Below are 20,910 nucleotides of genomic sequence, written 5' to 3' on the forward strand. Positions count from 1 at the left end.
ACTCACCTCGTTAGCGCCTATGATGCTGAAAACTAAGCCTAGATAGGTGAACCCGGTGGCAGTTTCAAGGGGTTAGGGATCAGTTTGCTGTTAGCATCCGTCAGCCCTGCACTCAGCCCCTGTTGCAACCAAGTGTAGTGGGAGGCCACCTTGGCATTCGCGCGATTGGCTTTGGCTTTAAGCTGTTTCATCACGAATTGGGCGCGTTCGTAAATAGCCGCCTTCACCTCTGCCGAGGTTTGCGGATCGTGATAGGCAGACAAGAGTTCATCAATCACCACCGCATTCACCCGCATCCACACACCTTCAATCAGAGCGAGTTTATCTTCTTGATAAAGGGTCGCGGCAAACAGCTTATTGAGTAAGGTTTCGACCGAGAGCTGCTCATTATCCGCCATCGCCCCTTGGCTGACGCGATTTAAGCGCTGCGGCATCAGCATCTGACCCACGGTATGACGCGCTAACACTTCCGCCATGCCGAGGGGATCGCTCACCACCCCAAGCCCTGATTCGAAGGACTCCCGCGTCGCTTGATAATTACCCGCTTTAGGCACCAGCGTATCGAGTAAGGTTTGCGGAACCGTTAAGCTGGCCGCATCTAAGGTGCTGAGCAACGCATCGAGGGCCGACAATTGTAACTGCGGCGCGATATAGCTCCAGCGAGCGCCCTCGCCGACGGAGAGATAGTTGTAGTCTGTGCCGCCAATAAACTTACTGACCGCATCGATTTGGTAACGGCTAAGTAAATAGATAGGCACAAAGGCATCGGCTAGCTCACCTAGTGGCTCACCCGGCAACAGTGCTGTACTGCTAAAACCTTCGATGGCCTTAGCGCGAATACGGTTCAAATCCAGTAGCTGCGCGATAGGGTCATCGCCGCTATCCCATAGGCTGGCATAGGCTTGGCTGGCATCCTTCTGGCGCGAATCGGCTTCGCCAATATAGCGCAGCCCTTTGCGGGCCACTTCGGCAAGCAACTGATTTTGCAGCGCATGCTGAGCGGTGGCATCGCCTTCATCGCTATAGCCGTACGCGATAGCAAAGTTATCCCATGGTCCGACACCTACGCCATAGGGTGCTGATATATCAATGTCATTACCTTTCAGCAGGATCTTAGGATGGGGATAATCCATCACAGAGGCATCCTGATTGGTCGAGGCGGCAAAGTTATGATCTAAGCCTAAGGTATGGCCGACCTCATGGGCGGCGAGCTGGCGAATACGCGCTAAGGCTAAGTCATTAGCCGCTTGCTCGGCGGCGCTTCTATCACGCCAGCCTGCGGTTAAGCCTTTGGCAATTAAGTAATCTTGGCGCACCCGCAAGCTACCTAAGGTCACTTGGCCTTTGATGATTTCACCGGTGCGCGGATCGGTTAGCGCCGCGCCGTAGGACCATCCACGCGTAGCGCGGTGTACCCACTGGATCATGTTGTAGCGAATATCCTGCGGATCGGCATCGGGCGGCAAGAGTTCAACTTTAAAGCCGTTGATAAATCCCGCTTGGGTGAAGGCCGTTTCCCACCAGCGTGCGCCATCAAGCAGCGCCGAGCGGATAGGCTCTGGTACGCCAGGGTCGAGGTAATAAGTGATGGGCTTAACCACTTCGCTGGGCGCAGGGCCAGGATTCACCTTTTGCAGGCGGTGGCGCAAAATAAACCGTTGCACCAGTGGCGCCGAAAACGGCGTGGCATAGTCGCGATACTCATCGGATAAATAGCCGCTCATGGGATGATAGGCGCGTGCTTGGTAGCCTTCCTCGGGCAGTTCGACAAAGGAATAGCGCATCCGCACCGACATTAAAGTGCCATCGGGCGTGACCTTAGCCACTTGCTCACCCGCCGCATCGGCTTTGAAGGTAAGCTGCACATCCACATCGCTATTCTTTTCGAAGGATTTCACCCCGGCGGGTAAAATCGCCGAGCGGGTTAAATCGAGGCGATAACTCCCCTGCCCAGTGTGTTGCAGTACGCTGGCAACACCGTGTAAATCATTGAGCACCAGCTCGCTAATCGCCACCATATCTGGCTTACCGTCGAGCAATTTGCCCTGCCACAATACTGAATCGGCAAAGGCCTCATTCACGGCGCGCTTTTCGGCCGCATCTTGAGTATTGGCGCGATACTGAGTGTTCAGCTGTTTAAGCTGGATATAGGGACCTTGGCGCTCAAACTGCACCATGCGGGTTTGACCTAATTGACCACGGTCGAGACCGATATCGTTAGAACCGACCCCTTCTGGCAGGCTAGTCACCAAGAGAAAGGGTTGATTTAAGCGGCTCACCTCGAGGTATAACTCGCCCTCGCTTGGCTCATAGTAAAGATTAAGAAATCCCTTAGCGGCTTGGCTCTGCTTAACGACTTTAGTGCTCGGTAAATTCGCAGCAACGCTGAGTGTGGGTAAACCTAAGAGTAGGATGGCAAGGGCTAGGCTATGGGGTTTCATCTTTCCTCCTGATAGGGCTGTCTACGTGGTCATGTTACACAAAATCTAAACCACGCGGGGCCATCATTGGCCCCGGGCAAACAATTAATGATGATTATTCTTGTGTTTTATCCAATGCGATAAGGTTTCAAACAGCTCAGTTAACACTATCGGCTTAGTAATATGGGCATTCATCCCCGCCGCGAGACTCTTTTCCCGATCGCCTGACATCGCATGGGCCGTCATGGCGATAATAGGTAGCACATCGGCACTAAAGCGTTCACGCAGTGCCCGCGCCGCGGTTAAACCATCCATCACTGGCATTTGAATATCCATTAATACCGCATCGAAGGGGCGCGAGTCGATAATATCAAGGGCAATTTGACCATTCCCGGCCACCACGACTTCGTATCCCGCGCTCTTTAGCAGCTCAGTCGCCACCTGTTGGTTGATAAAGTTATCTTCCACCAAGAGCACAAGCCCTGTGTGTTCGCCCTCTTCGACAGGCACTTCGGCAATCGGCTGCACCACATTGAGCCTTGGTTCATCGGCAAAGGCGGCGATAATTTCATCGAACAGACTCGATGCCTTAAAGGGTTTTTGCAACACGGCAAACACATTGGCACTGTCGACTTCGTGCTGTAAAGGTTCCGCCGCATAGGCGGTCATCATGATGATAATGGGCCGTTTCGCGATGCGGCCTTCGGCCACCATGGTATCGATGGCAGTGATCACATCGCCACCATCCATCTCTGGCATCATCCAGTCGAGCAATAATAAATCAATAGGATCCCGCGACAACTTATACAGCGCCTCGGCGCCGCTTGCAGCAGTATCCACCTCGAAGTGGAAATCGCGCATCAATGCCGAATAAATTTGCAGCGCCGTCGGGTTATCATCCACCACAAGTGTGCGTAAATTATTGAGTTTTTCAGGCACCACTAAGGGCTCAACCTTGGCCTCTTCGGCAATCTCAAAGCTGATTGTAAAGCTGAAGGTACTGCCAACGCCTAACTCACTCTGCACCTGCATCTTGCCACCCATCATGGAGACCAAATGCTTACTGATCGATAAACCTAATCCCGTGCCACCGTACTTACGGGTCGTCGAACCATCGGCCTGGGCAAAGGCATCGAACAGTTTTTCCTGCTGATCTTTACTGATCCCAATCCCCGTATCCCGCACCCAAAATTTTAAGGTAATTCGATGGTCGCGCTCGCCGACATCTTCGCAACCCAGTTCAATCTCACCGGATTGGGTAAACTTCACTGCATTCGATAACAGGTTGATCAGCACTTGGCCTAAGCGAAGTGGGTCGCCCTTAAGAATGAGGCCTGCCGTTACTGGCGCATACAGTAATAACTCAACGCCTTGCTCCTGCGCCTTAAGCGCGTTGAGATCGAGGGCATGGTCGAGCACTTTATCCAGTGGGAACGGCACCCGCTCCAACTCTAACTTGCCTGCCTCAATCTTAGAGAAGTCGAGAATATCGTTAATAATCCGCAGTAATGACTGCGCCGAGAACCCGGCTTTTTCGAGGTAATCCTTCTGCTGCGCCGTTAACGAGGTGCGCTGCGCTAACTGCAACATGCCGATAATGGCGTTCATTGGAGTGCGGATTTCGTGGCTCATATTCGCCAAGAATTCACTCTTATACAGGTTTGCCAGTTCCGCGTCCTGCTTCGCCTCAAGCAGTGCCACTTCGTTGCTCTTATGGCGCGTAATGTCCTTATGGGTACCGACCATACGCTTAGGCTGACCATCGGCGGTAAACTCCACCACCCGACCGCGGGAAAGCACCCAGTGATAACTGCCGTTTTTGCCTAAAATCCTAAACTCGATCTCATAGGCATCGACGGGATTTTGCAGATACTGATTACGGTATTCTTCGACCCGAATTCTATCGTCGGGGTGCGTCAGTTGATCGATTGCCGATACTAACGCAGGGAATTCATTGGGTTTATACCCCAGCATCGAATAGTAGGATGGGTTGCAAATAATATGCTCCGAATCCAGATACCAGTCCCACAGACCGTCTTCCACCGCGTCCATGGCTAAATGGTAACGCTCCTCAGACAAACGCAACTGCTCGGCGGACTCGTACTCACGCGTCACATCGCGCCACACGGCAATCAAGCCTTGTAGCTCGCCACGGCGGTTATAGAAAGGCAGTTTAAGAGTATCGAGCAATACAGGCTTGCCCGCTAACTCGACCTTCTCTTGATAACGCAGCGGCGTGCGATCTTTTAAGATCTGCTCATCCTCGGCGCGAATACGAATGCCCATTTCTGGCGAGGTTAAATCCTCCGACGACAGACCGATCATCTCGCTTTCGGTGTAGCCCAGCATACGCTCGGCGGCCTTGTTACAGCCGAGGTAATTGCCTTCTTTATCTTTAAAGACAATAGCTTCTGGGATGGAGTCGAGTAAGGATCGAAGCAACGCATACTCACGCTCGCGGCGTTCGGTCGCATCTTTTAACCGCTCGGTACGGCGCGCGACCAGTTTGTCGAGTCGCTTATTTTGCTCGGCCAAATGATGGGTATATTGCTTGTTTTCCTCAAAAATGCGGCTCACCAGCAGGAACCAAGGCTCCCACCCAGGAGTGATCTTTTCTGGCGGTTTACGCGGCTCCTGGGAGCAGCCCTCTAAGTGCGACAATAGGCGCGATGCAGGGCTCACGAAGGAGCGGCGCGTTTGCCAGTGCACTATGGTCACCAGCACCGACAGGGCGATGACTACGAGGATAAAGGTCAGTTGCAGTTTTTCGACCGAATCTTGGAACAGGTCGTCTTCATTCTGCAGATACAACAAGCGCCACGGCGCGTTATGCAGCGCGACCGAGTGAATATAGTAACCGTTGCGAATAATGCCTTCGTGGGCATCGAACAATTCGGACTCGGGGAGCGAATGCAGCTCAGACGGAATGCGCTGACTGATGTGGTACACCCGATTGATATCAGAGCCATCGAAGTCACTGTGGGACAAAATATTGTTCTGCTGATCGAGTAGGATCACCGTCCCCGGCATCTTGAAGTACACCCGAATTTGCCGCGCCAATGAGGCCAAGGTCATATCGAGGTTAATTGAGCCCATAAACTCATCGTCGAGATAAACGGGCACACCTAAGGTGGTCAGCAAGCCTTTGCCCGTCGAATCGACGTAGGCCTCACTCCAAAACACGCTGCGCTGCGGGTTCATCGCCGGGGTGGCGTATTGGAATTGTTTCTTATTGAGTAGCTCGTCCCTAAAACGCTGATCACCGTTGGTCCAAGGGAAGTAGGACATCATCCGCTGACGCGATAAATAATAAATCGCCGAGGCTTTAGGTGCGGCTTCCTTCGCGACAGGGAAAGACAGTGACAATTCAAACAGCATTTCCAGCTCTTGGTAGAACTTATCGCTGCGACCATCGAGGGAACCCGCGCCCGTGATCCGCCCCATGTTGGTAAAGGGTTTACCGCCCTTGGCGTAGTTAGGCTCTAAGGTAAAATACTGACCACTCTCGTTAAATTTGCCGTATTGAGGTAAACGCTCTTTACGCACCAGCTCACCTAAGCGCAGGTGATCCACGGCCACATCCCGCAAACTCTTCACCGCGCGGATGCTCGACTCCAACAGCAAATCGATTTGCAATACGTGACGCTCGACCTGCTCTTCACGCTGATCCATCTGCTGAGTTTTTTGGCGATCGAAAAACATCCATGCCGTCAGCAACGACAGGACAATCACGCCGATATAAGTATAAAAAACAGCACGGTTATAATTCTTTTGGATCGGCGATTTTAGCTGGAGATCCGGCTCACTCGATTTCATCCACTACCCTTGATTGCAGCGCTTGATTTTAGCCATCGGTGGCAAAAGTGACTGAGTTCATTTATGGCTTCATATATTAGCAGGAAGAAACCCCGAGTCGCATCAAATAATTGCCGTACGAAGGCTGTCAAAGTCTATGATTAGTTAATTGAAAAACATAGAAATGCGTAAAAACAAAGGTCCCACGAGTGAGACCTTTTGTAACAATAAAGTAAATAGTTAGAGATGTTCTTCGGCGTATTCGGCCAAGCGTGAACGCACCACCCCATTCAAGTACAGGTTAGCGCTGCCTTCAAAGTCTTTAAAACGTTCCACTATGTAGGTTAACCCCGAGGTCACCGCGGTGAGATAGTTCGAATCGATCTGCGCTAAGTTACCGCAACAAATCAATTTTGTGCCTTCGCCCATCCGAGTGATCATGGTTTTGATCTGCGATGCAGTCAGGTTTTGACATTCATCCAAGAGCACGATGGAGTTTTGGATCGAGCGACCGCGCATAAAGTTGATCGACTTAAATTGGATATTCGCCTTCTCCATGATGTAGTTCAAACTGCCGGTCGGATTCACATCATTCTTATGCAGCACTTCTAAGGTATCGGTAATCGCCGCCAGCCATGGCATCATCTTCTCTTCTTCGGTGCCGGGTAAAAAACCTATCGATTCAGCAATTTCCGGCGTATTACGAGTCACAATCACCTTATCGTAGCGATTGCGCTCCACCACCAGCTCAAGCGCCGCCGCCATTGCCAATAAGGTTTTACCGCAACCCGCTGGCCCCGTTAAGATCACCAGATCGATATCGGGATCGAGCAGCGCCTGCAACGCCATACCTTGGTAAACATTCTTAGGTTTTACTCCCCAAGCCTCGAGGTTTTTTAAGCGTTCGCGGCCCAGATCTAAAATATGCAGATGGGTATCGCTACGCTCAGTGACGCGGCCACAAAAATCAGATTCGGTATCAATCAGATACTGGTTAATGTAGAAAGGTTCGTTGTCTAAATCTTTCAGTGGGACTTCGTGAATCGTATGTCGACCGTGGCGCTCGGTGGATACCTTGTTTAAGTGCTCCCAGAAATTTCCTTCGAATTGATAAAAGCCCTTGCTGAGGAAACGAATATCATCGATCAGCTGGTCGGTCCGATAATCCTCAACCAATTGAATACCCGCGCCCTTGGCCTTAAGACGCATATTGATATCTTTAGTGACTAACACCACAGTACGTGGATGGTGGAGGTTTTGCAGGTGCAGAGCTGTGTTGATAATGCGGTTATCGTTGCCATCCCCCGGCAGGGCGCCTAGGGTAAAATCGACAAGATGGTCAGGGAAAATAGACAGCGCCCCTATCGCATCGGCATGCCCTTCTCGACTCGGTAAAGGGACACCATTAATGATTTGTTCCGGTGTTGTATCACCGCCTAGGGTATCTTCCAGTGCCCGTATGGCGACCCTAGCATCCCGACTCACATCACTCTTTCGATCTTTAATCTGGTCTAGCTCTTCTAGCACTGTCATCGGAATGACCACATCGTGCTCTTTAAACGAATAGATCGCCAAAGGTTCATGTAGTAACACATTGGTATCCAGTACAAACAACTTTCTGTCGTCTTGTTCCATGGCGCCTCCAGAGTGCTCGATTGTTTTTATGCTACATCTCTTTCCCGGTGAGTGGATATGGCTCCTATGTCAGTTGGCGAGGTAAAGAATGATCTTAAAGTTCAAGCCTCTACTTAATAAAGACGGCTAGCGGCTTAAACTAATATTGGCACCATTCTCTCTGAATGCCAACCGAACGAACCCGTGTTTAAGTCGGTGACTCGAGGGCAGTGTAGGTCCCTCGATATGACAGTAGCATGACAAATCATCGAAGGACTATAGAGAATTTTCTTCACTGTTCAATTTGTAATCTAGTGTGTGGGGAATTAGGCTCTAACGGGTGAGAGGGCGATTCAAATATCCCTAGTATTGATATAACATACGCGCCCTTTGTTAGAGTCCGCCCAGAGATGAGAATTTAAGATGCCGTTTGCCTTAGGACAACGTTGGATAAGTGATACCGAGTCAGAGCTTGGTTTAGGAACAGTCGTACAAGTTGAAGGCCGTATGGTCACAGTGTTATTCCCTGCGACTGGTGAGAACCGCATGTTCTCGCGCAACGAAGCCCCCCTGACCCGTGTCATATACAACCCTGGCGATACGGTTGAAAGCCATGAAGGCTGGAGCCTCGCGGTTGAAGAACTCACCGAAAAAGACGGCCTCGTCGTCTACCACGGTATCCACAGCGAAACGGGCGAAAAAGCCAGCCTGCGTGAGACTCTGTTAAACCACAATATTCGCTTTAACAAACCGCAGGATCGCCTGTTTGCCGGTCAAATTGACCGCCTCGACCGTTTCGGTATTCGTTATCAATGCCAGTTACTGCGTCATCAACTGGCGACCTCAGATTTACTCGGCTTACAAGGTCCACGCGTCGGCCTTATCCCCCACCAGATGTGGATTGCCCATGAAGTGGGTCGCCGTTATGCGCCGCGTGTATTGCTGGCCGACGAAGTGGGTTTAGGTAAAACCATCGAAGCGGGTCTGATTATCCATCAACAACTGCTCACTGGCCGCGCCGAGCGGGTGTTGATTATTGTGCCGGATACCCTGCGCCATCAGTGGTTAGTGGAAATGCTGCGCCGCTTTAACCTGCGCTTCTCAGTATTTGATGAAGACCGTTGTGTCGAAGCCTTTGCCGACCATGACAATCCTTTCTACACCGAGCAGTTAGTGATTTGTTCCCTCGAATTACTGCGTAAAAAGAAACGTCTCGACCAAGCACTCGATGCCGACTGGGATTTGCTGGTCGTCGACGAGGCCCATCACTTAGAGTGGACCGAAGAGGCTCCGAGCCGTGCCTACCAAGTGGTTGAAGCATTAAGCGAAGTGGTGCCAGGCGTATTATTGCTGACCGCAACGCCGGATCAACTCGGCCATGAGAGCCACTTTGCGCGCCTGCGCCTACTCGACCCGGATCGTTTCTACGACTACGATGCCTTCCTCGCCGAAGAAAACAGCTACAAAGATGTCGCCGTTGCCGCCGAAGCCTTAGCGGGCGACGGAAAATTATCCGATGCCGCCATCAACAGCCTCACCGAATTACTCAGCGAGAAAGACATAGCGCCGAGCATTCGGTTAATTCAAGCCGAAGATATCGACAGCGAGCTGCAACAAGCGGCCCGCAGCGAGTTGCTGCAAGAATTGCTCGATCGCCACGGCACTGGCCGCGTGCTTTATCGCAACAGCCGCGCCTCGGTAAAAGGCTTCCCGAAACGTATTTTCAACGCCTATCCCCATGCAATGCCTGAGCAGTATCTTACCGCTGCCCGTGTGAACGAGATGATGGGTGGCCGTAAGACCTTAGAAGCAAAAGCGGCACAAGCCCTAAGCCCTGAAAAACTCTACCAAGAATTTGAAGATAACAGCGCCAGTTGGTGGAAATTCGATCCTCGCGTGGATTGGTTAATCGAGTTTTTAAAGTCGCATCGCAGCAAGAAAGTGCTGATCATCGCCAGCGGCGCCGATACCGCCCTGAGCTTAGAAGAAGCCCTGCGTACCCGTGAAGGCATCCAAGCCACAGTCTTCCACGAAGGCATGTCGATCATCGAGCGCGACAAGGCGGGAGCCTACTTCGCTCAGGAAGAAGGCGGCGCCCAAGCGCTGATCTGTTCTGAAATCGGCTCCGAAGGGCGTAACTTCCAGTTCGCCAGCCACTTAGTGCTGTTCGATCTGCCATTAAACCCAGATTTATTAGAGCAACGTATCGGCCGTTTAGACCGTATTGGTCAAAAGAACGATATCCAAATTCATCTGCCTTATCTGCAAGATACGGCGCAGGAGCGTCTGCTCAACTGGTATCATCAAGGCCTGAATGCCTTCGAGCTGACCTGTCCAAGTGGCCATGTGCTGTACAGTGAATTTGCCGAAGATCTGTTAAACGTTCTCGTTGGCGGGGATGAAGATGAGCTAATCAATCTGCTCAATCATACCCAAAGCCGATACAAAGAACTGAAACACGCTATGGAGCAAGGCCGCGATAAGCTACTGGAAATCAACTCCCACGGAGGCGATAAGGCCAAGGCGATTGTCGAGCGTTTAGCCCAAAGCGATCAGGACACTAAGCTGATTGGTTCGGTGATCCGCTTGTGGGACATTATCGGTGTTGATCAAGAAGATAAAGGTGAAAACTCTATCATCCTGCGTCCAAGCGAACACATGATGTTCCCAACCTATCCGGGCCTGCATGAGGATGGCGTGACGGTCACCTTCGACCGTGATACTGCGCTCTCCCGCGACGATATCGCCCTGATCACCCAAGAGCACCCATTAGTACAAACAGGTTTAGATCTAATCACTGGCTCTGACACTGGCACGACTAGCGTCGCGATTTTGAAAAACAAAGCCTTACCCGCAGGCACCCTGTTCTTAGAACTGATTTACATGGCAGATGCTTCGGCGCCTAAATCGAGCCAGTTATATCGTTATCTGCCACCGACGCCTATCCGCGTACTGCTGGATAAAAACGGTAACGATTTGTCAGCTAAGGTGGATTACACCAGCTTTGACAAACAGTTAAGCGCGGTTAACCGCCATATTGGCAGCAAGTTAGTCACAGCTTCACAACCGATCCTGCATCCGTTATTTGCTAAGGGTGAAGAATATGCCCAAGCCGCGGTGAACGAGTTAGTGGCGCAGGCGCGTGAGAAAATGACCAGCCAACTGACGGGCGAATTAGACCGTTTAGAATCCTTGAAAGCGGTTAACCCGAATATCCGTGAGGAAGAGTTAGAATACCTGCGTAATCAAATGCAGGAACTGAGCACTTACCTCGACGCGAGTCAGCTACAGCTCGACGCGATTCGTATGGTATTGGTGAGCCATGTCTAATCCGTAATAACGGTAAGCAAGAACCTCCTCAGATTCGCTTAAGCGAATATGCAAACGCCCAGCAAATGCTGGGCGTTTTTATTTTCTCTTTTCGACTTTTCGATAAGTATGGCTGTGGACTGGATCTAGGGCGATGCGCGGTCGCCGTCACGAGCTCAAGCAAAAATTGCTTCTGCTACGCCGCTTCAGGTTATACTCTAGCTAATTGAATTTATGAGACTACACAGGTGGTTATCAATTCTATGGCGCGTATTATCCCCTCGGTATTGGGCCTAACCTTAGCTCTCGCCAGTGCGAGCCTATTCGCCGCCGATCCCAGCACTCAAGCGCCAGACCCCAATACTCAGGCACCAGAAACAAGTACTCAAGCACCTGAATCTGCACCTGAATCCAGCCCGCAGACGCCAGAATCTAATACTCAGGCGCCAGAGACAACTCCCCAGAACACCGAGACGAGCCAAGCTAGCACAGCGCCCAAGGGGCAAACTGCGGCGAAAAGAACGAGCAACTATTTACCCGCCAATGAAATCAAGCAGATCACCATAGATGATCAGCCGCTCGAGCTCTTAGTTCGCTCATGGGAAGGCCGCAAAAAACTCGGCGCCGCAATTATCTTACCCGCCACCAATGGCACCGCCGATGCGCCCGGATTAATGGCTTTTGTCAGACGTAATATCAATGCGGCCGGCTGGGCCAGTTTAAGCCTTACCCCGCCAACGGAGCCGCCCGCACCCAACTTTGCCACTCCGGCGACCGAAGTGACCTCCGCAGGTTCGGCGCAGTTAAGCAGCCCTTCGAATAAACCGAGCCAAAAAGTGAAACCCGAGCAGAGCAATAAGCATCTGCTTGAACAGGAAGATTTTTTAGTCAAAAGCATGTCACAGCTCGACAGCGTTGGCACAGACTTTCCCGGTAAACGAGTGCTGATCACCGCCGATCAAAGTGCGGGATTATTGATAAGCCTATTAAGCCAAAAGAAAATTGCCGATCCAGATGTCTTAATCGTCATCAATCCCTACAGTGAAGATGAGGCGCGTAACCAAGCCATTGCCGAGAAACTGGCGAAGCTCACTATGCCGATACTAGATATTCAATCACCCGATGGTCACCCCGCATCGTTAGAAACGGCAGAACAACGCAAAAGCCTTGCCGTGACGTTAGAAGCGCCGAATTATCGGCAAACGACATTGGCGTTAAATCTGGATAACGAAAGTGCATGGCAGAATTGTTTAAACGCCATAAGGGGATTCGCCGCCCGCATGAGCGGCGCCAATTGAGGTGCAAGCCTTTCTAAAGCTTAAGTAATCCGTTATGGGGCGTTATCGAAATAGAGTTACGCAGCTACCAACCCGATTGGCGATCTTGATAGGCTTTGCTGGGATCCTTTAGCTGACGCGTCGCCGCAATCGCGCGATTTTTACCGAGTAACAGTCTCACTTGGCTCCACGACTCACGGCAAAGAAGTGCACGAATCGAAGCCGTCCAGCTACGGTTGATGCTCAACTTGATCGCCGCCGCAGCATCGGGAGAAGTATTGAGAAGCTCCTGAGCCAATTGCTGCGCGCTTAACATCGGATGATCACTTAACTGAGTCACTAACCCCAAACGACTAGCCTCTTCGCCCGACAACACTTTGGCCGTAAGGCTGAGTAACATCGCCTGATCCTTGGGCATTATTTGCCTCAGCGCCACTAAGCCTGCCATGTCCGGCACTAATCCCCATTTGGCTTCCATAATAGATAACTTGCTGTCTGGGCTCGCTATTCTAAAATCAGCACCTAAGGCGATTTGCATGCCACCGCCATAGCAGCAGCCTTCTAACACCGCGATGACAGGCACGGGTAAACGTTGCCATCCAAGGGAGACTCTCTGCGCTAAGTTGGCATTGCCAGGCAACCATTTAAACAACAATTTGAATGCTTGCATCGGTGCCGACATCACGCTCTTTACGTCCAGCCCCGAGCTAAAATGGCCTCCAGCACCAGATAAAATAACCAGTCGAATCCGCGAATTTGATTTAATACGTTTGATCGCTCTATCCAACTCGCTAAACATTAAATAATTAATTGCATTATATTTTTCTGGTCGATTGAGCTGGACATATGCAATGCCATCCTCAATCCTTACTTGCACACAAGGCTCACTCATGAAATATTCCGTTACTGGTCAGGCCAGAACAAATGTTAACACGTTTGGAATAATTCACCAAAGGATGTAACATAAGCCTAAATTTTGACATGCGTCAAAATACTGTCGACTGTCATTAAGTTTTACTGGGTGAGTATGCTAGGCTTGCGCTGAAGCATGAGAACCTCAAAAGTATTAACCCCTTATGTTCAACCATGGGTGCAACTTGTCGTTTTAACGAGTCATCTTCTCTGAACATCGGTTGCATCACCAACGGCGCTGCTTACCCACAAATTTGCAAAATCGTGTCGAGATGGGTCCCGTGGGGAAACAGCCTATTGCAGGATTGAGCATCGAGCTATTCGCAAAAATCGATGCCCTGCTTACGACAAATTCGCGAAATTTGATTTAATTCTCCAAGGCTTTTTACTGCCAGCGCCTCGCGCTCGAGAGATAAATAAATTGAATTAACAAATAAAATCTATAGGTTACATATAGATGTTATAAATCAAACTTGCCCGAAGAGCTTAATTCGTCATTCAAAGATTTAGAATTAGTGTTATCTTCAATAAATGGGCAATTAAGGATCAGTAGTCAGCATGACAATCTCTGTACTCATCTGTGACGACTCCGCCATGGCGCGCAAACAAATGGCTCGCACCCTACCGAAAGAATGGGATGTCGAGATCACCTACGCCACCAATGGCGCCGAAGGTTTAGATGCCATTCGCGCAGGTAAAGGCGAAGTTGTCTTCCTCGACCTTAATATGCCAGTCATGGATGGTTATGAAGTGCTGCAAACCGTGCAGCAAAACGATCTTCCCGCGCTGATTATTGTGGTCTCGGGTGATATTCAGATCAAAGCCCATGAAAGAGTTAAAGCATTAGGCGCATTGGATTTTATTCAAAAGCCCGTCAGTGCCGACGCCATCAGTAATATCCTGCAGGAATACGGCATCCTCACCTTAACGCAGAAAGATCAGGCGGAAGAAACGCCGATGATCAAAGTCGATATGCGTGACGCCTGCCAAGAGATCGCCAACGTCGCCATGGGGCGCGCCGCCGATCTGTTAGCCAAGCTCCTCGATGTTTTTGTCCTCTTGCCTATCCCAAATGTGAACGTGCTCGAAGTCAGCGAGCTGACGATGGCACTCAAAGCGACAGAAGAAAGCTCAACAGTATCAGCCCTCTGCCAAGGATTTATTGGCGCAGGCGTGGCGGGAGAAGCCCTGCTGCTATTCCACGATTCGAGCTTTCAAGACATGGCAAAACTCATGGGGCTGGCCAATCCCGAAGATATCAGCACAGAGATAGAAGTGTTGATCGACACTGGTAACGTATTGATTGGCGCCTTCCTGAACGGGATCTCAGAGCAGCTCGATATGAAGTTCAGCCAGGCTCACCCTGTGGTATTAGGCCGCCACTGTACGGTGAACGATCTAATCCATGATAACTCGGAAAAATGGCACAGAACCTTAGCAATGGAGATTAACTATCGTATTGAAAACCATAATGTTCAATGCGATTTGTTACTGCTATTTACCGAAGACTCTATTCCGACGCTCAGTTATAAGCTCGGTTATTTACTCGATTAATCAGTTGGATTTTATCTTATGTCAAACGATCAAAGCGCAATGAACGAACTCCATTGGCTTATCGATATGGTGCAAACCATCGAAGTGGGTCTAGTGGTATTAGATCGCGATTATAATATCCAACTGTGGAACGGCTTTATGGAAAACCATAGCGGCGTATCCCCTAATTCGATTAAAGGGCAAAACCTGTTCACCCGTTTTCCCGAGCTGCCAGCGACTTGGTTAAAGCAAAAAATGGAATCGGTTTTTATGCTGAAAAATCGAGCCTTTATCAGCTGGGAACAAAGACCCTACGTGTTTCAGTTTAAAAACTACCGCCCGATTACCGGACGGGCAGATTTTATGTACCAGAACGTGACGCTATTGCCTCTGGCCTCATTAACCGGAAAAATCACCCATATCAGCGTGATTATTTATGATGTCACCGATATCGCCGTCAACAAGTTACAGCTCAAGGCCGCCAACGAGCAGTTAGAACGCCTCAGCCAAACCGATGGCCTGACACAGCTGCATAATCGTCGCCATTGGCAACAATGTTTAGAGCATGAATTTGACCTCTACGCCCGTTATTCTGGGATGGCGAGTCTGGTCATGATAGACATAGACCATTTCAAAAATATCAACGATACCTATGGCCATGTCGCAGGGGATAAGGTTATTCAGCATATTGCCCATATCTTAAGCCATTCACTGCGGGAGACAGATTGTGTCGGCCGCTATGGTGGCGAGGAGTTTGCGGTGGTCATGCCCAATACCTGTGGCGCCGATGCCCTCAACTTTACCGAGCGTTTGCGGGAAAGAATTGCCGACTCCACCATAGTGTATGAAGGGCTGAAAATAAAAGTCACCGTCAGCTTAGGCGTGTGTGAAATCGGCAAACATATCACTAGTAGTTCTGGCTGGATTTCCTGCTCAGACAAAGCCTTATATGAAGCGAAACAGAAAGGCCGTAATTGTAGCATCCTACATACGGCGCAAACCTCTGCCTAATAAAGCAAAAAGCCCATCATAGATGGGCTTTTTATTATTCGTTTAATTGCGGCAATTAGTGCGGAAAACCATCGTCTTCTTCGTCGTCACCTTCTTCTTCGTCGATTTCATCGCCAACGAAGTAAGTGCCCCAGCCGTCGTAATCCACTTTTTGCTTAGCCGCGAGTTGCAGTAACTGCTCGGTCGCTTTGTCCAGTAATGCCACTTCCAGCTTGTGGTAAGCAATAGCGTCGAAACAGAAAATCACTGAGCCATCTTCCAACTCCATTTCTTCGGCGTCGTTGACTTCAAAACCGAGTTTGAATGCATCAACGGCAGCTTTTTCTAAGCGGTCGAAGTTGCTAGATGAGAAATGGTGCTCAATGGTGTATTCCGCATCTGGCTCTGAGCCATCGTCAAGCAGGGCTTGCACTATGTCACGATTCTCGGCAAGTTGGGCTTTTAATTGACTTTCAATAGACATGGATTTGTCTCCGTTAAGGTAAAACTGGCTCAAATTGGCGCTATTATACGTCATCGCCTTCGAGAGTTTTACCCATTAATGTTGCCGCTTCACGATTTATCTCGTTAAATTTTGCCGACATAGTCTCATACACTTGGGCAGAAAAGGCCTTCACATCGGCTTTGTCTAACCCTTCGGTCGGAATAGGCGCCATCATCTCGATGATCACCACACCATTATCCCAACGGTTTAAATTAATATGGCTCTGGCAAGAGGCGAGCACTGGCACTATCGGCACCCCTGCGGCAATCGCAGTGTGGAACGCGCCCACTTTAAAGGGGAGCAGGCCGCGGCCACGTGAGCGTGTACCCTCGGGGAAAATCCACACTGATAAACGGTTCTGCTTAATCTTTTCTGCAGTTTTAGCCATGGTATCGAAGGCGCTGTTTCGATTTTTTCTATCGATCAGAATATTGCCCGATAACCAGTAGATCTGCCCAAATAGCGGGATCCACACTAAGCTCTTTTTGCCTAAGCTGACGGTGCTTTTCGGCACGGCTTTAGTATGAGTGAACAGATCGAAGTTATTTTGATGGTTCCCTAAAAAGATATAAGGGCCATCCTGAATTTCTTTATGCCGACGCACTATGACTTTAAGCCCTAGAATAGGGGCGACGGATGAGAAGATCTTGGCGAACATATGTACATTGTCACGGTGACGGGGTCGCAACAAGCAGACCAAACCACCAAAAATAAACGCGAGTAACAATGACACAGCCAACAACACAGATCTGACGAGTAACAGCACGACATACTCCAAGGATGAAAGTGGCGACAGTATAGCCACCCAGCCCTAGGGACTCAATATAATGTTTACATCTGTAAGCTGAGTTGCTAACAATCCAAACAAAAGCCCACCGGCACTCGCGCAATCATGCACGACGATGGGCTTTTAAATCAATATCTAAGCTTAAACAGCTAAGCTAAAAACCTAGTTTGCGACCTAGCGCACTGCCGCGGTTTTACTTAGGCCTAAACGGAAGACCAAGGCACTAAGGGCCAAAGTCGCGACAATCGCCGCGCCGCTCGGTAAGTCCAACGTTGCCGAGAGCACCAGCCCCAGCAAGTAACCCATAAGGCCGACCAGATAAGCGTAAAATAGGCTGTTCTTGCCTTGGTACTTGTTGAGCGCAAGTGCAGGCAGGATCAAAGTGCTAAACACTAAATAGACCCCAACCAGCTCTACCGACAAGGTGATCACCAGCGCAAATAGCAGATAGAATCCTGCACCGTTTAAGATTTGTGGCCGCAGAAAAATTACCGCTAACACAGCCGCATACACCACTGTCGGTAACACTAATTGCGACCAACTCACCCAAAGGATCTGGCCTGACATCAATTGCTTCAACAGCTCGGCCCCGTGGGGATCGTTCGCCAGCAATAGCATGGCCGCCACCGCTGACAACACGTAAAAGCAACCTATCATCGCCTCTAGCTCGCCCGCCATCCGCTTGGATAACCAAGCGATAAATCCCGCCCCCGCAAGGGCGAATAAGGCAGGCATCCACACATTAGAAAATGGCATATCCTCTAACCTGTGGTCCATATGTGCCACAATCGCCCCTAACGCGGCGACTTGCGCAATGGCTAAATCGATAAAGATGATCCCACGCTTAAGTACTTGTTTACCAAGTACAATATGCGTTGAGAGCACTAAGATCCCCGCTGCTAGTGCTGGCAGCAGGATCGACATCAGTTCCAGATCCAACATAGGCTTATTTCACCCCGTTTAAGAGGGAAATGGCATTGTCGTAGAGGCTAAAAAGATCTTGGCTGGCATCGTTACCCCCTACCGACATTGGCAACATAAGCACAGGCAGATTGGCCTTTTCGCCCAACCAGTTAGCACCACGTTCATCCTGATAGGAAGCCACAACTACCGCCAGAATATCTTTCTGCTCGGCGCGGCTGAGCAGACTCGCTAAATGACCGCTAGTCGGTGCCAAACCGGGTTTAGGCTCAAGATCAGCGACTTGTTCTATGCCTAACCAGTTAAACAGGTATCTAAAACTGGTGTGATAAGCGATGACTTTTTTGCCTTTTAACGCTTTGGCTTGCTCTTCCCAGCGAGGAATAGCCGCCTGCCAACGTGAACTAAAGTCCGCTAAGGCCTTCTGATAATTCGCCGCCTCACTAGGATCCAGCTGACTCATCTTGGCACTCAGTGCATTGGCGACAGTGAGCAAACGATTGGGATCGAAGTGAATATGCGGATTTCCCTTGGCATGCACATCTCCCATGCTGCGGTCCACACTCGCTAATTTATCTAAGGTATCGATTTGCTCTGCGGCGAAAAACAGCCCCTGATCGGTAGAGCGAACCTTAGCGTTAGCCGACTTCATTTGCAGCATTGGTAGCCAACCGATTTCTAAATCGGCGCCCGCACAGACCACCAGATCCGCTTGGCGCATTTTAGCGATCAAACTCGGACGCGCCTGCACTTGATGCGGGTCCTGTAGGGCCGTGGTTGCCGAATAAATGTTGGCATTTGGAGCCAGCTCTTTTGCCAATGCGGCATATTCGGGTTCACAGGCAAACACATTCAGCTCAGCGTGGGCAAAGCCTGAACAAGCGATAGACAGGGCCGCTGCGGCCGCTTTAACAAAATTAGAATTGATGCGCACCGTGAGCCCCCAGAGACATAATGTATTGAATAGTGAAAACATTGTCGTCTTCGATTCCATCGAAGTTAGTTCCCTTCTGATTGGTGTACTGGAAACGTACCGTCGAGAAATGGCTCGAATGCCACGCCAGACTCACCTCAGATTCCTTTAACTTCTGTCCATGGAAATGATCGCCATGGAGCTCTTGGGTATCCACCTCGCCGTAACGCACACCTGCAGACCAGCTTGGCGTGAATTGATACACGCTGCTTAGATACCAACCTTGATGATAGTCCTTGCTCGGCGCATCCTCAGGATGCAGGTCGCTCGGCACAAAGTCAGTCACGCGGTAATACTCACCGCTCAGGGTCAGGTTTTGGTATTTATAGTTGCCATTTGGCGCCCATTTATACACAAAATCAGCACCATAGGTGTTTTTACCTGTGTAAGATGCCGCATGGCTGTGGTCATGGCCTTCCTCGGCCGCTTCGTCTTCGTGCTCGTCACCCTCTTCATGGGCTGTAACTTGACCATTTTCGTTACGCAGGTAGCTCAATCCCGCCTGCCATGAGCTGTTGTCACCAATGTCGCCACCGATTTTTGAGTATAAGGTGTACACGCCTACGTTTTTAAACTCACGCTCACCGTGTTCATCGGCCGCGCGCATGCTCTCGCCTTTAAAGGCTTCGGCACCTATGGTCCAATACAGATCCGTTGGTGCCACAAAGTTTAAGCGCACACCATCATCAAAGTAATGGCCGCCGAAAAATGCGCGGTAAGCAATCGGGCGATCGGTGAATGAATCGGTATGTAAATGCTGGTTATTTAAATAACCGATATCCGAGAGGAAACGTCCGCCACGGATTGAGAAACCCGCTGGCATCGCCATGGTTTGGATAAAGGCTTCTTCGAGATTGAGCTCAGTTTCACCATCGTGCATCTCAACAACGGCGGTCACTTTGCCGTAGAACATGTCGTCGATATTGGCACTCATCGCCAGCTCAGTTTCACCTAAGCCAAAGCCTTCGGCGGTTTCAGCCAATGGGCGCTCGGCCGTTTGGTAGTAGCCATTGAGTACTGCGCTAATCGCAGGGTTGGTAAGGCTCGAATCTTCCGCTAACAGTGCCGGCGAAACGAAGGCGCACGCCAAGGCCACCAAAGAAATTCGGTTGTTCAAAACAGTCATGATATCTCCAAAATACAACTAGCACTCGATGACTGCATAAAGTCACCAAGAAATACAATAAGTTAAAATGTAAAAGTTGATTTAACGGAGAGCTGGCGGCGCGCGGCTTAGGTAAACACTGACGTGTTTAGAGAAGGTAATGGGTAAGACAAACTCACAAACATCGAATCGCTGTATCGCTAAATCAAGCTTAAGCGGCTGGGTGAGCAGAATTTTATTCAGCTGATGTTGATGGAAGCACAGGGTACAGTGCGTCTTTGCCCCATCATCAAGGTGGGTCACACTATGGGCTGAGGCAACAAAAGACAGCAACACCAATACGGCGGCAAGCCATATCGAAATTGTGCGTCTTATGTGACTGTGCAGTCTCACTCAGTCGTCCCCATAGTAAAAAAGTGGCACAAGTTTAAGTCAGGCCACTAGCAAGTTGCAATAAGGTAATAGGCGCCCAATGCGTTACAAGATATTTACCATTGCAACTTTAGGATGAAAAACGCACAACAAAAAACCGGCTCAAGTTGGCAAAAAGAGTTATTTAAGATTAGCTTAAGTCAGTAAAACTATGATGTGCTCGGTGTGATACCCGCTCAATCTAGAATCCATTCAATCCAGCAAAAGGCAACCAAAATGCTAGCATTTTTTCGTGAAAACTTAGGATTAATCTTAGGGATAGTGATTTTCGGCGCAGTAATTTTGGGTGGTATTTATTACGTAGAACACTCATTAGAGAGTCAAGAACAGGTTGTTC

At 50.0% G+C, this 20,910-nt stretch carries 14 protein-coding genes; 4 read left to right on the forward strand and 10 right to left on the reverse strand.

Going from position 1 to position 20,910, the window contains the following annotated elements; all coding sequences use genetic code 11:
* Window positions 1-38: 38 nt before the first annotated feature.
* From B5P39_RS13030 to B5P39_RS13040, 3 genes are all read right to left on the reverse strand, one after another.
* On the reverse strand, window positions 39-2,441 hold the full coding sequence (locus B5P39_RS13030; RefSeq protein WP_088211796.1) for a zinc-dependent metalloprotease: 2,403 nt from the start codon (window positions 2,439-2,441) through the stop codon (window positions 39-41).
* Window positions 2,442-2,525: 84 nt separating this feature from the next.
* On the reverse strand, window positions 2,526-6,236 hold the full coding sequence (locus tag B5P39_RS13035; protein WP_088211797.1) for a response regulator: 3,711 nt from the start codon (window positions 6,234-6,236) through the stop codon (window positions 2,526-2,528).
* A gap of 219 nt (window positions 6,237-6,455) precedes the next feature.
* Window positions 6,456-7,850 (reverse strand): PhoH family protein, encoded by a 1,395-nt coding sequence (locus B5P39_RS13040; protein WP_011627270.1) that lies wholly within the window; start codon window positions 7,848-7,850, stop codon window positions 6,456-6,458.
* A gap of 402 nt (window positions 7,851-8,252) precedes the next feature.
* On the opposite strand from B5P39_RS13040, the gene rapA reads away from it, so the two are divergent.
* Both rapA and B5P39_RS13050 read left to right on the forward strand, forming a co-directional pair.
* Window positions 8,253-11,159, forward strand: coding sequence for an RNA polymerase-associated protein RapA (gene rapA / locus B5P39_RS13045; protein WP_088211798.1), 2,907 nt, complete (start codon window positions 8,253-8,255; stop codon window positions 11,157-11,159).
* Window positions 11,160-11,401: 242 nt separating this feature from the next.
* Entirely contained in the window at window positions 11,402-12,436 is a 1,035-nt protein-coding gene (locus B5P39_RS13050; protein WP_088211799.1) for a DUF3530 family protein, read from the forward strand.
* 64 nt (window positions 12,437-12,500) lie between these two features.
* Here the strand turns inward: B5P39_RS13050 and B5P39_RS13055 are convergent, their stop codons facing one another.
* A complete protein-coding gene (locus tag B5P39_RS13055) occupies window positions 12,501-13,307 on the reverse strand; it encodes a crotonase/enoyl-CoA hydratase family protein (RefSeq protein WP_088211800.1) in 807 nt (268 codons plus the stop codon).
* Between the two features lie 578 nt (window positions 13,308-13,885).
* On the opposite strand from B5P39_RS13055, the gene B5P39_RS13060 reads away from it, so the two are divergent.
* Together B5P39_RS13060 and B5P39_RS13065 are read left to right on the forward strand one after the other, a co-directional pair.
* Window positions 13,886-14,881: a response regulator gene (locus B5P39_RS13060; protein ID WP_011621374.1), complete on the forward strand. Its 996-nt coding sequence runs from the start codon at window positions 13,886-13,888 to the stop codon at window positions 14,879-14,881.
* An 18-nt stretch (window positions 14,882-14,899) separates the two neighbouring features.
* Window positions 14,900-15,871: a GGDEF domain-containing protein gene (locus B5P39_RS13065; RefSeq protein WP_088211801.1), complete on the forward strand. Its 972-nt coding sequence runs from the start codon at window positions 14,900-14,902 to the stop codon at window positions 15,869-15,871.
* A gap of 55 nt (window positions 15,872-15,926) precedes the next feature.
* On the opposite strand, the gene rraB is transcribed toward B5P39_RS13065, so the two are convergent.
* The 6 genes from rraB to B5P39_RS13095 form a co-directional block, all read right to left on the reverse strand.
* On the reverse strand, window positions 15,927-16,334 hold the full coding sequence (gene rraB / locus B5P39_RS13070) for a ribonuclease E inhibitor RraB (protein ID WP_088211802.1): 408 nt from the start codon (window positions 16,332-16,334) through the stop codon (window positions 15,927-15,929).
* 43 nt (window positions 16,335-16,377) lie between these two features.
* Complete coding sequence (locus tag B5P39_RS13075; protein WP_088211803.1) at window positions 16,378-17,121, reverse strand: 1-acylglycerol-3-phosphate O-acyltransferase; 744 nt, start codon at window positions 17,119-17,121, stop codon at window positions 16,378-16,380.
* Between the two features lie 195 nt (window positions 17,122-17,316).
* On the reverse strand, window positions 17,317-18,084 hold the full coding sequence (locus B5P39_RS13080) for a metal ABC transporter permease (protein WP_088211804.1): 768 nt from the start codon (window positions 18,082-18,084) through the stop codon (window positions 17,317-17,319).
* A gap of 4 nt (window positions 18,085-18,088) precedes the next feature.
* Window positions 18,089-18,997 carry a metal ABC transporter solute-binding protein, Zn/Mn family gene (locus tag B5P39_RS13085; protein WP_088211805.1) on the reverse strand — a complete coding sequence of 303 codons (909 nt, stop codon included), beginning with the start codon at window positions 18,995-18,997 and terminating at the stop codon, window positions 18,089-18,091.
* On the reverse strand, window positions 18,981-20,162 hold the full coding sequence (locus tag B5P39_RS13090) for a hypothetical protein (protein ID WP_088211806.1): 1,182 nt from the start codon (window positions 20,160-20,162) through the stop codon (window positions 18,981-18,983). The genes B5P39_RS13085 and B5P39_RS13090 overlap by 17 nt, the downstream gene beginning before the upstream one ends.
* 81 nt (window positions 20,163-20,243) lie before the next feature.
* Window positions 20,244-20,534: an ABC-type zinc uptake system zinc chaperone gene (locus B5P39_RS13095; protein ID WP_088211807.1), complete on the reverse strand. Its 291-nt coding sequence runs from the start codon at window positions 20,532-20,534 to the stop codon at window positions 20,244-20,246.
* Between the last annotated feature and the right edge of the window lie 376 nt (window positions 20,535-20,910).

It is taken from the genome of Shewanella sp. Shew256, from assembly GCF_002196695.1.
GTDB lineage: Bacteria > Pseudomonadota > Gammaproteobacteria > Enterobacterales > Shewanellaceae > Shewanella > Shewanella mangrovisoli.

Excerpts from the sequence above, each read along its gene's own strand:
- rraB (WP_088211802.1), bottom strand. The coding sequence starts at position 16,334 with ATGTCTATTGAAAGTCAATTAAAAGCCCAACTTGCCGAGAATCGTGAC.
- rapA (WP_088211798.1), top strand. The coding sequence starts at position 8,253 with ATGCCGTTTGCCTTAGGACAACGTTGGATAAGTGATACCGAGTCAGAG.
- B5P39_RS13040 (WP_011627270.1), bottom strand. The coding sequence starts at position 7,850 with ATGGAACAAGACGACAGAAAGTTGTTTGTACTGGATACCAATGTGTTA.
- B5P39_RS13055 (WP_088211800.1), bottom strand. The coding sequence starts at position 13,307 with ATGAGTGAGCCTTGTGTGCAAGTAAGGATTGAGGATGGCATTGCATAT.
- B5P39_RS13065 (WP_088211801.1), top strand. The coding sequence starts at position 14,900 with ATGTCAAACGATCAAAGCGCAATGAACGAACTCCATTGGCTTATCGAT.
- B5P39_RS13035 (WP_088211797.1), bottom strand. The coding sequence starts at position 6,236 with ATGAAATCGAGTGAGCCGGATCTCCAGCTAAAATCGCCGATCCAAAAG.
- B5P39_RS13090 (WP_088211806.1), bottom strand. The coding sequence starts at position 20,162 with ATGACTGTTTTGAACAACCGAATTTCTTTGGTGGCCTTGGCGTGCGCC.
- B5P39_RS13030 (WP_088211796.1), bottom strand. The coding sequence starts at position 2,441 with ATGAAACCCCATAGCCTAGCCCTTGCCATCCTACTCTTAGGTTTACCC.
- B5P39_RS13060 (WP_011621374.1), top strand. The coding sequence starts at position 13,886 with ATGACAATCTCTGTACTCATCTGTGACGACTCCGCCATGGCGCGCAAA.
- B5P39_RS13080 (WP_088211804.1), bottom strand. The coding sequence starts at position 18,084 with ATGTTGGATCTGGAACTGATGTCGATCCTGCTGCCAGCACTAGCAGCG.
- B5P39_RS13050 (WP_088211799.1), top strand. The coding sequence starts at position 11,402 with ATGGCGCGTATTATCCCCTCGGTATTGGGCCTAACCTTAGCTCTCGCC.